A 13,067-nucleotide genomic window follows, 5' to 3' on the forward strand; every position below is an offset into this window, starting at 1 on the left:
CGCCCCACTGGTCGTTGTCGCACGGCGGGGACGGGCGCAGGATCGGCGCAGTGGCGAACGAGAACGCCGGACACGAACCGGACACGAAGGGGTGTGAGCGGGCGATGGCGACCGTGGTGCTCGTCGGGACGCTGGACACGAAGGGCGCGGAGTACGGATGGCTGCGCGAGCGGCTGCGGGAACAGGGCTGCGACGTGCTGCTCGTCGACGTCGGGGTGCACGCGCCACCCGGTGACGCGCCCGCCGCCGACGTGCCGGCCGACGCCGTGGCCCGGGCGGCCGGCCACGATCCGGCCGCGCTGCGGACGGCCGGGGACCGGGGGGCCGCCGTCGCCGCGATGGCCGAGGGCGCGGCCCTGACCGTCGCCGCACTGCACCGGGAGGGGCGGCTGCACGCCGTGCTCGCGGCCGCCGGCAGCGGCGGTTCGGCGATCGCCGCGCAGGCCATGCGGGCGCTGCCGATCGGTGTGCCGAAGGTCCTGGTCAGCACGATGGCGGGCGGTGACGTCGCCCCGTACGTGGGGAGCAGCGACGTCACCCTCATGTACAGCGTCGTCGACATCGCCGGCATCAACGCCGTCTCCCGGCTCGTCCTCGGCAACGCGGCCGCCGCCGCGGCGGGGATGGCCGCGCGGTTCGAGAAGGCCGACGCGGGCGGCACCGGGCGCAGGGTCGTCGCCGCGACCATGTTCGGCGTGACCACTCCGGCGGTCGACGCGGCGCGGGCCCGGCTCGCCGAACTCGGTTACGAGGTCCTCGTGTTCCACGCCACCGGCGCCGGCGGCCGGGCCGTGGAGAAACTCGCCGCCGACGGCATGCTCGACGGCGTCCTCGACCTGACGACGACCGAACTCGCCGACGAACGCGTGGGCGGGGTGCTCAGCGCGGGGCCCGACCGGCTCACCGCGGCCGGGGCCGCGGGCGTCCCGCAGGTCGTCGCGCCGGGCGCACTCGACATGGTCAACTTCGGGCCCGAGTCCACCGTCCCGGCCCGGTTCGCCGATCGCCGTCTCCTCGTGCACAACCCGACCGTCACCCTGATGCGCACCACCCCCGCCGAAATGCGCGAACTGGGCGCCGAACTGGGCCGCAAGACGGCCGCCGCGACCGGACCCGCCGAGGTGTTCTGGCCGCTGCGCGGCGTCTCCGCGGTGGACGTGGCGGACGGCCCGTTCGAGGACGCGGAGGCCGACGCCGCCGCGCTGGAAGCCGTACGGCGCACCGGAGTCCGCCTCCACGAGATCGACGCCCACATCAACGACCCGGCGTTCGCCGTCGCCATGGCCGACCGGCTGCACGCACTGATCACCGCCACCCAGGGAGCCACGTCATGAACCGCAAGGAAGCCCTCGCCCGGCTGCACGCCCAGGTCGCCGCCGGCCGCCCCGTCGTGGGCGCGGGCGCGGGCACCGGACTCTCCGCCAAGTGCGCCGAGGCGGGCGGCGTCGACCTGCTCATCATCTACAACTCCGGCCGCTACCGGATGGCCGGCCGCGGCTCGCTCGCCGGACTCCTCCCGTACGGCGACGCCAACGCCATCGTCGTCGACATGGCCCGCGAGGTGCTGCCCGTCGTCCGGGACACCCCGGTGCTCGCCGGGGTCTGCGGCACCGACCCGTTCCGCCGCATGGACCTCTTCCTCGACCAGCTCAAGGCGATGGGCTTCGCGGGCGTGCAGAACTTCCCGACGGTCGGCCTCTACGACGGCACGTTCCGCGTCAACCTGGAGGAGACCGGCATGGGGTACGGCCTGGAGGTCGACATGGTGCGCGCCGCCCACGAACGCGATCTGCTCACCGCGCCCTACGTCTTCGACCCCGGGCAGGCCGCCGACATGGCGCGCGCGGGCGCCGACGTCCTCGTCCCGCATGTCGGACTGACCACGAAGGGCGCGATCGGCGCGGGCACCGCCCTGACGCTCGATCAGGCGGCGGCCGCCGTCCAGGAGATGCACGACGCGGCGAAGCGCGTCAACCCGGACGTGCTCGTCCTCTGCCACGGCGGCCCCATCGCCGAACCCGAGGACGCCCAGTACGTCCTCGACCGCACCACCGGCGTCGTCGGCTTCTTCGGCGCCTCGTCCGTGGAGCGGCTGCCCACGGAACGGGCGATCGTCGCGCAGACCGAGGCGTTCAAGGGGATGACGCTCGGCTGACCATTACCTCCGGCGTAATCGACCGGCCGGGCGGCCCCGGGCAGGGTGGTGGCAACAGCACGACGCAGATCCTCAAGGGTCCGCACCGAGCCGACGGAGGGTGATCCACATGTCCGCCACCACGACCTCGACCACCATGCTGGGCACGGCAGTTCAGGGCCGGACGTGGCTGCGCCGCTTCCTCGCCCTCGACTCCGTCGTCACCACGGGCAACGGCCTCGCGTACGTCGCCGCGTCCGGCCCGCTCGGCCGCTTCCTCGGCATCGACGCGGGCCTGCTGCTCGGGCTCGGCGTGGGCCTCGTCGCGTACGGAGTCGCCGTCGGGGCCCTGGCCGCGCGCACCCGGCCGCCGGTCCTCGCCGTGCGCACGGTCATCGAGGTGAACCTCACCTGGACGGCGCTCAGCCTGATCGCCCTGTTCGCCTGGCTGGAGCCGAGCACCGCGGGCGCCGTGTGGGTGCCGCTGCAGGCCGTGACCGTGGCCGGCTTCGCCGCGCTCCAGCACACCGCGCTGCGCGCGAGCCGCACTCAACCCATCGCGGACTGAAGGTACTTGACCGTCGCCGGGTCGGCCGGGAGGAGCGTCTCGACGGCCAGCTCGGCGACGGTCACGTCCATCGGCGTGTTGAACGTGGAGATGGACGACACGAACGACAGCACGTGCCCGTCGTGCTCCACGACCATCGGCAGCGCGAAGTACGGGACCGGCTCGGCCGGCTCCTCCCCGCTGTCCTCCGGCACGGGATACGCGGCCACCTCGTCGTACACCGCCCGCAGCGCGTCCGAACGGGCCAGCGCGATCTGCCGCTCCATCTGGGCCAGCAGGTGGCCGCGCCACTCGCGCAGGTTCCGGATCCGCGGGGCCAGGCCCTCCGGGTGCAGGGTCAGCCGCATCGCGTTCAGCGGCGGCGCCAGCAGGTGCTCGGGCAGCGACTCCATCAGCATCGCGATGCCCCGGTTCGCGGCGATCACGTTGTACGTGGCGTCGACGATCAGCGCCGGATACGGCTCGTAGCCGCGCAGCAGCCGCTCAAGGCCCTCGCGCAGCGCGCCCAGCGAGGGATCGTCGAGCGGCGTCTCCGCGTACCGCGGCGCGTACCCCGCGGCCAGCAGCAGGGCGTTGCGCTCCCGCATCGGCACGTCCAGATGGTCCGCGAGCCGCAGGATCAGCTCCTCGCTGGGGCGCGAGCGGCCCGTCTCCACGAAGCTGATGTGCCGCGCCGACGAGTCCGCGCGCAGCGCCAGGTCCAGCTGGCTGACCCGCCGCTGCTCCCGCCAGCCGCGCAGCAGACGGCCCACTTCCGACGTGTTCTTGCGCGCCGCAGTTGTCATGAGGAGACCGTAACCCGGTCGTGGTGGCACGCTGGAGGCATGCCTACAGAACCGCTCTCCCAGAAGGAGATCGAGGACCGCCTCGCCGAACTGCCGGGCTGGTCACTCGACGGCGACCGGATCACCCGCAGCTACCGCCTCGACAACCACTTCGCGGCGACCGCCCTGGTCGTGCACGTCGCGCAGACCCAGGAAGCCCTCAACCACCACTCGGACCTCACGCTCGGCTACAACACCGTCGCCCTGGCGGTGAACACGCACGACGCGGGCGGCGCCGTGACCGAGAAGGACTTCGAACTCGCCCGCAGGGTGGAGGAGTTGGCCGCCGGCCACGGCGCCGTCTGAGCCGGACCCGCCTGCTACCGTCCGGCCGTGCTCGACTACGACCAGGAAGCCGCACGCTACGACGAGACCCGCGGCGGGGAACCCCGTGCGCGGGCCGCCGCCGACGCGATCCTCGGCCTGCTGCTAGCCGGCCCCCGCACCCTCCTCGACCTGGCCTGCGGCACCGGCATCGTCACCCGCCGCCTGACCCGCCCCGGCCTGCGCCCCTTCGGCGTCGACCTGGCCGACGGCATGCTCCGCGCGGCCGCGCCCCGCCTCGACGGCGCGGTGGCCCGCGCCGACACCCGTCAACTCCCCTTCGCCGACGGCACGTTCGACGCGGTGACGGCCATCTGGCTGCTGCACCTCCTCGACGACGCGGCGCCCGTCGTCGCCGAGGCCGCCCGGGTCCTGCGCCCCGGCGGCGTCTTCGTGACCACGGTCGACAAGGCCGCCGCCCACCACGTCGGCAGCGACCTCTGCGCGCTGGTGGCCCGGCACCGCGGCTGCCGCCCCGCGGACGCGTCCGGCCTCGTCACGTCCCTCGCCGCCGCCCACGGCCTGCGCGCGTGCGGCGAGGCCGCGTTCGTGGGGCACGGCCAGGGGCGGACGCCGCGCCGGGTGGCGGCGGACGTACGGGCGGGACGGCTGTACGCGACGGGCGGCGAGGCGCTGGCGCGCGCCCTGGAGGCGCTGCCCGAACCGCGGGCCCCGCGCCCCGACCCGACGTACCGGATCCTCGCCTTTTCCGCCGACCGCCGGTGAGCGCCGCCCCCCTTCACCTAGGGTCGGAGCAGTCCGCGGAAGGGGAGAGTGGGGAGGGCGGCGACCATCGTGCTCGACCGAACGACCGCACCCTCCGAGGACGGACCGCACCCGCCGCAGGACCGGCGCTACGCCGTGCTCGCCCTGGGGGTGTCCCTCACCCCGGACGAGGACGGCATGTCCCCCCGCGTCGACCTCGACCTGCTGGACGAGGCGCCCCGGTACGCCCAGCACGTGGCCGACGCCTTCACCGGCTTCCGCTACACGCCGTTGCGGCCGAAGGCCCTGCTCGACCCGGTGGACCACCGCGCCGCGATCGAGGAGGCGGTGACCGCCCGCGACATCGACGTTCTCGTCGTCCACATCGTCGGCCACGGTGAACTCGCCGGGAGCAGCAGCGGCAAGCTGTACGTCCTGGACCCGCGGGGCGAGCGGCTCACCGTCCCCGTCACCCACTGGATCGAGCTGATCGAGGACCACCCCGGCCGGCACCGGCCGCACACCCTGTTCATCCTCGACGTCTGTTACGCGGGCCAGGTCGCGGTGGAGTCCTGGCACACGCGCCAGGAGGTGGCCGGGCGCCGGGCCTGGGTGCTGGCCGCCACCGGCGCGCGGCAGCAGGCGTTCGGCTACCGGCTGAGCCAGGCCGCCGCGCAGGTGCTGCACCGCTACCGGGACGGCGAGCTGCGCATCGACCGCTCCCTGCCGTACATCCCCGCGAAGACCGTCTACCAGGAGATCGAGCGGGTGGTGAGCCGCCTCGTCGACCTCGACCGCGGGCCCGTGCAGCACATCCTCACCAGCCTCGTCCCCAGTCACGTCGACCTCGACCTGCCGTTCTTCCCCAACCCCTCCTACGGCGAGCACCCGGACCTGGGCCCGCCGGTCGCCCTCCCCGACGACGTGCCGCCCGAGATCGCCCGGCTCACGGAATGGGCCGGCGACCCCGAGCACTTCCGGCGCCGCGCGTCGGGCGGCCACCCGGTCGCCAGGGAAGGGGAGTACGGCTACTTCTCCGGGCGCGAGGCCGAGGTCGAGGAGCTGGCGGACTGGCTGGACGGCGGCGCCCCCGCGCTGTGCGTGGTCACCGGCAAGCCGGGGGTGGGGAAGTCGGCGCTGCTCGGCGTCCTGGTGTGCGCCGCGCACCCCGCGCTGCGCAAGGCGACCCGAGGCATCTGGAGCCATCTGCGCCGCCGCCCCGGCGAGAACGACCGGCTGGTCGTGGTGCACGCCCGCCGTCTCACCCTCGACCAGATGGTCCGCTCCCTGGAACAGCAGGTCCGCGCGGTCTGCCCGGACGCCGCCCCGCCCGACGCGGCCGCGCCCGCCCCGGGCCCCGCCGCCCGCCTCGTCGGCCTGCTCGGCGCCCAGGGAGACGCGGCGCCCGTCACGGTGGTGGTCGACGCGCTCGACGAGGCCGAGGAACCGCAGGACATCGCCTCCGCCCTGCTCGTGCCCCTGGCCCGCACCGCGGTGGCGGAGCCGGGCCTGCTGCGTCTCGTGGTCGGCGCCAGGGAGGAGGACGGGCTGCGCGAACTGTTCCGGCTCGCCGCCCTGCGCGGCCGGGTCACCGACCTCGACGCGGTGCCCGCCCCCCAGGTCAGGCACGGCGTGCGCGACTACGTCCAGAACCTCCTCGAACACGACACCCCGTACGCGGGCAGCGCCCTGGGCGCCGTGCGGCGCGCGCTCGCCGACGGCATGGCGGACCGGCTGGTCGGCGACGGAGGCGAGGGAGGGGAAGGAGGCGAAGGACCGGAGAGCGGCGACGGCGGCCTGGAGTGGGGCGAGTTCCTGACCGCGGGACTGTATGTGCACTACCTGCTGGTCACCGGCTCCCTGAAGGCCACGGACCGGGACGCCCGGGCCGCCCGCGACCTCGGCGGACAGGCGCCGCGCGGCCTGCTCGAACTGCTCCGCCTCGACCTGCGGCGCCACGCGGGCCAGCGCCATCTGCTGCCCGTGCTCACCGCGCTCGCCTACGCGCAGGGACGCGGCATGCCCGAGCGCGTCCTGGCGCACGCGGCGCGGGCGTTCACCCCGGACCCGGACCCGGACCCGGACACCGACCCCGACACCGGGGCGGCCGTGCCCGCCCACGAACTGCACGCGCTGCTCGACGGCGCGGCACGCTTCTACCTCCGGCGGGACGTCGACGTCGACGGCAGCACCCTGTACCGCCTGTTCCACGAAGGGCTCGCCGACCAACTGCGCGCGCTGCACACGGGGGTGCCGTCGTGACGACGGCGGACCGCGGCGTGGCCGACCGGCTGTACCGGCAGCTGCGGCACGCCCTGCCCCAGGACGCGGCGGGCCGTCCGCTCTGGCACCTCGCCGACCCCTACCTGCTGCGGCACCTGGCCCGGCACGCCGTCGACGCGGGCGCGTTCGACGCGCTCCTCGCCGAGGCCGGATTCCTGCTGTACGCCGCCCCCGAGGCGATCGGCGCGGTCCTGCACGAGGCCCGCTCCGAGCAGGCCCGCCTGAGCGCGGCGGTCTACCGGCACTCGGCCACGCTGCGGGGCGCGCCGGACGGGCGGGAGCGCGGCCAGCTGCTGGCGCTGGCGGCCGAGCGGCTCGGCCATCGCAGGCTCCGCGGCGAACTGCCCGACGACCAGGACTGGTCCGTGCGCTGGGCGACCGGCCAGCAGGTCTCCACCGCCTTGATCCGTTCCGTACCCCTCGGCCGGCAGCGCGTGCGCACGGTGGCGGCGCTGACCGGCCAGGACGGCCGGCCCGTCGCCGTCGTGCTCGGCGCGGACCGCTCGGTGACCGTGTGGGACCTGTCGACCGGCGCCCCGCTGCGGGAACGCCCCGGCCGCAACGACGACGCCACCGCCCTGGCCGCGGCCGACCCGGCGGACGGGAGCCACGCGGTGATCGGCACCGCGGACGGCGGGCTGTGGCGGTGGGACGTCCGCCGGGGCGGGCGGCCGGTGCGGCTCCCGGGACACCGGAGCGAGGTCACCCACATCGCCGCGGTCCCCTGGGGGGACACCGGCCACATCGTCTCCGCGGGCGCCGACGGCACCGTCCTCGTCCACCCGCTCACCGGCGGCACCGGGGGCCGCCAACTCCCGGGCAGGGCACACCGGTTGGCCGGCCTCGCGCTGATCCGCCGCGACGACCTGGCCCGGGTGATGACGTGCACGATCGACGGCGCGCTGACGGTCAGGGACCTGGCGAGCGGCGACATCCTGCACGTGACGAACAGCGGGCTCAGCACGCTCCGCACGGTCGCTACGGTGTCCACCGGCGCCCGGTCCCTCGCCGTCCTCGGCTCGGCCGACGGATCGGTGGCGCTCTGGGCCCCGTTCGAACGGCGCCGGCTGCGTGATCTGCCGGGGACCGACGGCGGCGCCCCGGTGCTGTCCGTCACGACGGTGCGCGACCGGGCGCTGGCCACCGTGGGGTCCGCGGACGGCCAGGTGCGGGTCTGGGACCTGACGTCCGGCGCGGTCACGAACGTGCTGACCGGCCACACCGCCGCGGTCCGCAGCAGCGCCACGCTCCGGGTGAACGGCAGGGAGCACCTGGTCACCGGCGGCGACGGCCGCGCGCTGCGGCTGTGGGACCTGGAGACGCCGGGGCCCGGTACGGCGCCCGACGGACACACCGGCCGGGTCCGGGCGGTGGCGGCGGACCCCGGCGGGGGCCGCGCGGTGACCGGCGGCGAGGACCGCACGGTGCGGGTGTGGGACCTCGCCACCGGAGCGCTGACGGCGTGCCTGGAGGGCCACACCGACTGGATCCGCACGACAGCGGTGACGCGGTTCGCCGGACGGCCCGTCGGAGTCAGCGGTGGCGACGACGGCGCGCTGCGGGTCTGGGACCTGGACAGCGGCGCGCTCGTCCGGGTGCTCGCGGAGGCCACCGGGGGCGTGCGCCGGATCGTCGCCACCGGTTCGCCGGGGCGGCCGAGCGTCGTCGCCGGCTGCGCGGACGGCACCGTACGGGTCTGGGACCTCGACGCCGACGCCTCGCGGCTCACCCTGGAGCCGGGCGCGGGCGCCGTCTGGGACCTGGCCGTGCTCGACCGCGGCGCCCGCACCGTCGCCGTCAGCGCGCACCTCGACGGCTCGGTGCGGGTGTATCCGCTGGCCGCGGGGGCCACCGACCCCGAGCGCCGGTTCCCCGTCCGCGGCTGGCCCCGCTCGCTCGCCGCCCTCACCCGGCAGGGCCGTTCGCTGGTGGCCGTCGGCGCCGGGGACGGCACGCTCCAGGTGTGGGACGTGGACTCCGGCCACCAGGTGCACCACCTGCCAGGACACGGTGCGCGGGTGCGCGCCCTGTCCGTCGCGGGCCCGGTGGAGCGGCCGCTGCTCGTGTCCAGCGGTGACGACCGGTCGCTGAAGGTGTGGGACACGGACGACGGGGCCCTGCTCACCACGTACGTGCTGCCGGACACGGCGCGGGCGCTCGACGTCCGCCCGGACGGAACGGTTCTGGTCGGGATGGGGCGCGAGGTCGCCGCCCTCGACCTGTCCCCCCTGCTACGGAGGCTCTGATGACCGACGGCTCCACCCCGCCCCCCGCCCTGTCCGTGCTGGCGGTGCACGGCGTCGGCAACAGCTTCGGCCGGGGCGTCCTCGGTGAACGCCTGGAGGAGCGCCGCCGGCTGCAGGCCGCCGCCTGGGCCCGCCACCTGGCCGGGGGCCTGGGTATCGCCCCGGAGCGCCTGGACCTCGACTTCGCCTACTACGCGGACAAGCTCGCCACCCACGCCGGACCCCCGCCCCAGGGCGAGGACGACGGGGGACCGCTCACCGATCCGCTGGCCCAGGAGCTGATGGAGGAGTGGGCCGCGACGCTGGGCATGAACCGGCTGCCGGCCCAGGGCCATCTGACGCTCCCCGTACGGCAGTTGGCGGCCTGGCTGGCCCGGCGCTTCGACCTCGACGAGGGGCGGCTGCGCGTCTTCGTCCGCCTCTTGTTCACGGAAGTGACCACCTACCTGCGCGCGGTGGACGCCGAGGAGCGCATCGCGGCCCGGGCCGAGGTGGCGGCGCGGATCGCCCGGCACCGGCCGCGCGTGGTCGTGGCGCACTCGCTCGGCTCGGTCGTCGCCTACGAGGCGCTGCACCTGGCTCCGGACGCGGGCGTCGAGCTGTTCCTGACGCTGGGGTCGCCGCTCGCCCTGCCCAAGGTGGTGTTCGACCGGCTCGACCCCGCCCCGGCCGGCGCGCCCGCCCCGACGCGGGGGGTCCGCCCGCCCGGCGCCGCGCGCTGGGTGAACATCGCGGACCCCGGTGACCCGGTGGCGGTCCCGCCCGGTCTCGCCGCGGCCTTCGACGGACTCGACCTCGACCTCACCGACACGGTGCACCCGCTGTTCGGCTTCCACCACGCCAAGAACTACCTCGGCTGCGCGGGGACCGCGGCCACCCTCGCGCCGTTCCTGACGGGTTCCTGAAGAAGGACCTAGACGGCGTCGAGCCGCGCCCGCTCGTCCGCCGTCAGCTCCAGTTCCACGGCGCCCAGGCTCTCCTCGATCTGTGCCACGGACGACGCCCCCACCAGCGGGATCGCCGGGATGTCCGCGCCCATCATCCAGGCGAGGACGACCTGGTTGACCGTCCCCCCGGACGACTTCGCGACCTCCCGCAGCGCCGCGAGCCGCGCGTCCCTGCTGCCGTGGTCGTGCCCCGCGCCCAGCGGCTTGTCGTCCCGCACGTACCCCCCGCTCAGCAGCGGCGAGTACGCGACGAGCGCGAGGCCGGGCTCGGCCCGCACCATGCTGAGCAGATTGCCGTCGGCCGTGCCGAGCTCGCCGTCCGGCGACAACTGGCTGGGCAGATCGGTGCGGTGGCGCAGATAGCTGTGCTGGTACTGGAGCACCTCGTACCCGGCGAGACCCTCGGCCCGGGCGATGGCGCGGGCCCGCTCCACCTGCCACGCCCAGTGGTTGGAGACCCCGAGCAGACCGACCTGCCCCTCCCGCACGAGCGCTCCGAACTCCCGCACGGTCTCGGCGAGTTCGACCTTCGGGTCGGGGATGTGCGCGTACAGGACGTCGAGCCGCTCGACGCCGAGCCGCGCCTTGCTGCCCTCGATCGCGGAGCGGATCGCCGCCGCGGACAGCCCCTCCGCGTTGTCCACGTACCCGGTCCCGGGCGCCAGCGGCGCCGCGCCCAGCTTCGTGGCGACGACGACCTCGTCGCCGATGCCGCGGCTGCGCCGCCAGTTGCCGAGCACCGTCTCGCTCTCGCCGCCGACGCTGCCGGTGAACCAGTACGCGTAGTTGTCCGACGTGTCGACGAACGTGCCGCCGGCCTCCACGTACCGGTCGAGGATCGCGAACGCGGTCTTCTCGTCGGTGGCCGTGCCGAACAGCATGGCGCCCAGGCTCAGCACGCTCACCTCGCGGCGCGTCGCCGGATCGCCGCCGATGGTGCGGTACTTCATGCGGGTCATACGGGTCCCCCTCGCCGGGCCCGGCCGCCGTGTGCGCGCCGGGCTTCGGATCAGGAGTCAACGCGTTGAAGTGCACGCGAAGTCAAGGACGTTCGCTCCGGTCCGCGGCGCGCCGGGTGAACGCCATCGACCAGTTCGTCAGCCAGGTGTTCCCGCCGTCGAGCGAGAACGCCTGCTCCCAGTGCGCGGTCGTCGCGCTGATCCCGGACCAGACGAACCGCACCCGCACGTCCTTGCCGTCGTGCGTGTCGTCGCCGTGGAACACGCCGCGCCCGTCAGGACCGAACGCCCCGATCGTCGGCGGGAAGAGCCGTCCCGTGCGCTCGGTCGCCCAGTTCAGCGACCACTGCCGGGTCTCCGGTTCGAACAGGCGCAGTGTCAGCGCGGTCCAGCCCTGCACGGGCACGTGCAGCTCGTCGATGTTCGCGGCCCCGCCGAACAGGCTCCAGCAGTGGCTCGTCGCCCCGAACTCCTCCCAGCCGCTCGCCGGATCGAGGAAGTCGAGCCGGCGGCGGTGGGCCACGTCCCAGTCGCCGAGGAAGAAGTCGAAGTCGCGTGCGGTGCTCATGCCTGTCCTCCGGTGGTGCCCGCGGGCAGCGTGTCGTGGATGTACGCGTCGAGGTCGGACCGCTCGGCCGCCAGCATGTGCCGGACCCAGGCGTCGCGTTCGTGCAGGATCGGCGGCAGCTCCCACACGCAGCCGATCCACGGCTTGTCCGGCAGGACGAAGCGGGTGGGGTCGGTGTCCGGGCAGCCGAGCGCCGGCTGTCCCGCCGCGGCGCCCCGGAAGTGCAGCACGTTGTCCCACACCCAGCTGTACGCGTTCAGGTACGCGCCGCTGTCGCCGCCCCGGTGCAGCACGACGAACGTGGCGGGCGGGGTGCCGTCCGGCTCCGGCAGCAGTTCGGGCAGGACCGCGTACGCCGCCTCGGCCACGTCCGGTGCGATGCCCGCCGGGTCGGAGGTCACGTGGTAGCGCTTGATGCGGCGGCCCGCCACCTCCAGGGGCGGCGGCACCGTCAGCAGTTTCTCTTCGAAGGCCATGGCGGGACAGTAGGACCGCTTCACTGACATCCTGTGTCAGTGAAGCTGCCGAGGATGTTCCCGTGAAGTCCAGCCGACTGCTCTCGATCCTGCTCCTGCTGCAGACCGGGGGCCCGATGACCGCCGCCCGGCTCGCCGCCGAGCTGGAGGTGTCGGTACGGACCGTCTACCGCGACGTCGAGGCGCTGCAGGCCGCCGGCGTCCCGCTGTACGGCGACGCGGGGCACGCCGGCGGGTACCGGCTCCTCGACGGCTACCGCACCCGGCTGACCGGACTGACCCGCGACGAGGCCGAGGCCCTCTTCCTCGCGGGCGCCCCGGGACCGGCCGCCGACCTGGGGCTCGGCCCGGTGCTCGCGGCGGCGCAGCTGAAGGTGCGGGCCGCGCTGCCCGCCGAGCTGCGCGCGCACGCCGACCGGATCAGCTCCCGCTTCCACCTCGACGCGCCGGGCTGGTACGCGGACGAGGACCGGGCCGATCACCTGCCGGCCGTCGCGGCCGCCGTGTGGGACCGCCGCGCGGTCCGGGTCACGTACCGGCGCTGGCGCGAACCGACCGACGTGGAGCGGCGGCTGGAGCCGTACGGACTCGTGCTCAAGGCGGGCCGCTGGTACGTCGTGGCATCCGCCGGCACCGGCGGCCCGCGCGCCTACCGCGTCGACCAGATCCTCGAACTCCGTCCCACCGACGAGGAGTTCACAGTCCCCGAGGGTTTCGGCCTGGCCGCCTACTGGACGGCGTACCAGGAGGACTTCCACCGGCGGCTGCACACCGGCGAGGCCCTCGTCCGCCTCGCGCCGGGCGCCGCCGACCGCCTCGACGCGGCCGCCGCCCGCGCCGCACGGGACACCGGTCGCGCGGAACCCGACGGCTGGACCCGCGCCCGCGTCCCGATCGAGTCGGTCGGGCATGCGCACGACGCGTTCCTCCGGCTCGGCGCGGACATCGAGGTCCTCGAACCGGCGGAGCTGCGGGACCGGATCACGGCGACGGCGACAGCGCTCGCAAAGCTGTACGCGGACGGCAACGCATC

The 13,067-nt window shown here is 75.0% G+C and carries 13 protein-coding genes; 9 read left to right on the forward strand and 4 right to left on the reverse strand.

Annotated features, from left to right (window positions below):
* The first annotated feature begins 104 nt into the window (after positions 1–104).
* From M4J07_RS31635 to M4J07_RS31645, 3 genes are all read left to right on the forward strand, one after another.
* On the forward strand, positions 105–1,334 hold the full coding sequence (locus M4J07_RS31635) for a Tm-1-like ATP-binding domain-containing protein (RefSeq protein ID WP_255977369.1): 1,230 nt from the start codon (positions 105–107) through the stop codon (positions 1,332–1,334).
* Positions 1,331–2,155 (forward strand): phosphoenolpyruvate hydrolase family protein, encoded by an 825-nt coding sequence (locus tag M4J07_RS31640; RefSeq protein WP_255977355.1) that lies wholly within the window; start codon positions 1,331–1,333, stop codon positions 2,153–2,155. The genes M4J07_RS31635 and M4J07_RS31640 overlap by 4 nt, the downstream gene beginning before the upstream one ends.
* Positions 2,156–2,264: 109 nt before the next feature.
* The gene (locus M4J07_RS31645) at positions 2,265–2,702 is read left to right on the forward strand and encodes a hypothetical protein (RefSeq protein ID WP_255977357.1); all 438 of its coding nucleotides are present in this window, start codon (positions 2,265–2,267) and stop codon (positions 2,700–2,702) included.
* Here M4J07_RS31645 and M4J07_RS31650 read toward each other — a convergent pair.
* Positions 2,684–3,487, reverse strand: a complete 804-nt coding sequence (locus M4J07_RS31650) for a helix-turn-helix domain-containing protein (protein WP_255977358.1) — start codon at positions 3,485–3,487, stop codon at positions 2,684–2,686. The two genes, M4J07_RS31645 and M4J07_RS31650, sit on opposite strands and share 19 nt — an antisense overlap.
* A gap of 39 nt (positions 3,488–3,526) precedes the next feature.
* Here M4J07_RS31650 and M4J07_RS31655 point away from each other — a divergent pair, with 39 nt between their 5' ends.
* From M4J07_RS31655 to M4J07_RS31675, 5 genes are all read left to right on the forward strand, one after another.
* The gene (locus M4J07_RS31655) at positions 3,527–3,832 is read left to right on the forward strand and encodes a 4a-hydroxytetrahydrobiopterin dehydratase (protein WP_255977359.1); all 306 of its coding nucleotides are present in this window, start codon (positions 3,527–3,529) and stop codon (positions 3,830–3,832) included.
* A 27-nt stretch (positions 3,833–3,859) separates the two neighbouring features.
* Positions 3,860–4,576, forward strand: a complete 717-nt coding sequence (locus M4J07_RS31660; protein WP_255977360.1) for a class I SAM-dependent methyltransferase — start codon at positions 3,860–3,862, stop codon at positions 4,574–4,576.
* Positions 4,577–4,645: 69 nt separating this feature from the next.
* The gene (locus tag M4J07_RS31665) at positions 4,646–6,817 is read left to right on the forward strand and encodes an AAA family ATPase (protein WP_255977361.1); all 2,172 of its coding nucleotides are present in this window, start codon (positions 4,646–4,648) and stop codon (positions 6,815–6,817) included.
* Positions 6,814–9,084: a WD40 repeat domain-containing protein gene (locus M4J07_RS48305; RefSeq protein ID WP_255977362.1), complete on the forward strand. Its 2,271-nt coding sequence runs from the start codon at positions 6,814–6,816 to the stop codon at positions 9,082–9,084. Before M4J07_RS31665 ends, M4J07_RS48305 begins: the two co-directional genes overlap by 4 nt.
* Positions 9,084–9,989, forward strand: coding sequence for a GPI inositol-deacylase (locus M4J07_RS31675; protein ID WP_255977364.1), 906 nt, complete (start codon positions 9,084–9,086; stop codon positions 9,987–9,989). Before M4J07_RS48305 ends, M4J07_RS31675 begins: the two co-directional genes overlap by 1 nt.
* Positions 9,990–9,997: 8 nt before the next feature.
* Here M4J07_RS31675 and M4J07_RS31680 read toward each other — a convergent pair whose 3' ends face one another.
* From M4J07_RS31680 to M4J07_RS31690, 3 genes are all read right to left on the reverse strand, one after another.
* Positions 9,998–10,981 carry an aldo/keto reductase gene (locus M4J07_RS31680; protein WP_255977371.1) on the reverse strand — a complete coding sequence of 328 codons (984 nt, stop codon included), beginning with the start codon at positions 10,979–10,981 and terminating at the stop codon, positions 9,998–10,000.
* Between the two features lie 91 nt (positions 10,982–11,072).
* Positions 11,073–11,558: a hypothetical protein gene (locus M4J07_RS31685; RefSeq protein ID WP_255977366.1), complete on the reverse strand. Its 486-nt coding sequence runs from the start codon at positions 11,556–11,558 to the stop codon at positions 11,073–11,075.
* The gene (locus tag M4J07_RS31690; RefSeq protein WP_255977367.1) at positions 11,555–12,034 is read right to left on the reverse strand and encodes a hypothetical protein; all 480 of its coding nucleotides are present in this window, start codon (positions 12,032–12,034) and stop codon (positions 11,555–11,557) included. The genes M4J07_RS31685 and M4J07_RS31690 overlap by 4 nt, the downstream gene beginning before the upstream one ends.
* A 62-nt stretch (positions 12,035–12,096) precedes the next feature.
* On the opposite strand from M4J07_RS31690, the gene M4J07_RS31695 reads away from it, so the two are divergent.
* On the forward strand, positions 12,097–13,067 hold a 971-nt coding region (locus tag M4J07_RS31695), incomplete at its 3' end, for a helix-turn-helix transcriptional regulator (protein ID WP_255977368.1).

The sequence above is a fragment of the Streptomyces longispororuber genome, assembly GCF_024448165.1.
GTDB lineage: Bacteria > Actinomycetota > Actinomycetes > Streptomycetales > Streptomycetaceae > Streptomyces > Streptomyces longispororuber_A.

Bases quoted from the DNA above. Each gene is read 5' to 3' on its own strand.
- M4J07_RS31640 (WP_255977355.1), top strand. From the start codon at position 1,331: ATGAACCGCAAGGAAGCCCTCGCCCGGCTGCACGCCCAGGTCGCCGCC.
- M4J07_RS31655 (WP_255977359.1), top strand. From the start codon at position 3,527: ATGCCTACAGAACCGCTCTCCCAGAAGGAGATCGAGGACCGCCTCGCC.
- M4J07_RS31645 (WP_255977357.1), top strand. From the start codon at position 2,265: ATGTCCGCCACCACGACCTCGACCACCATGCTGGGCACGGCAGTTCAG.
- M4J07_RS31650 (WP_255977358.1), bottom strand. From the start codon at position 3,487: ATGACAACTGCGGCGCGCAAGAACACGTCGGAAGTGGGCCGTCTGCTG.
- M4J07_RS31680 (WP_255977371.1), bottom strand. From the start codon at position 10,981: ATGAAGTACCGCACCATCGGCGGCGATCCGGCGACGCGCCGCGAGGTG.
- M4J07_RS31635 (WP_255977369.1), top strand. From the start codon at position 105: ATGGCGACCGTGGTGCTCGTCGGGACGCTGGACACGAAGGGCGCGGAG.
- M4J07_RS31675 (WP_255977364.1), top strand. From the start codon at position 9,084: ATGACCGACGGCTCCACCCCGCCCCCCGCCCTGTCCGTGCTGGCGGTG.
- M4J07_RS31690 (WP_255977367.1), bottom strand. From the start codon at position 12,034: ATGGCCTTCGAAGAGAAACTGCTGACGGTGCCGCCGCCCCTGGAGGTG.
- M4J07_RS31685 (WP_255977366.1), bottom strand. From the start codon at position 11,558: ATGAGCACCGCACGCGACTTCGACTTCTTCCTCGGCGACTGGGACGTG.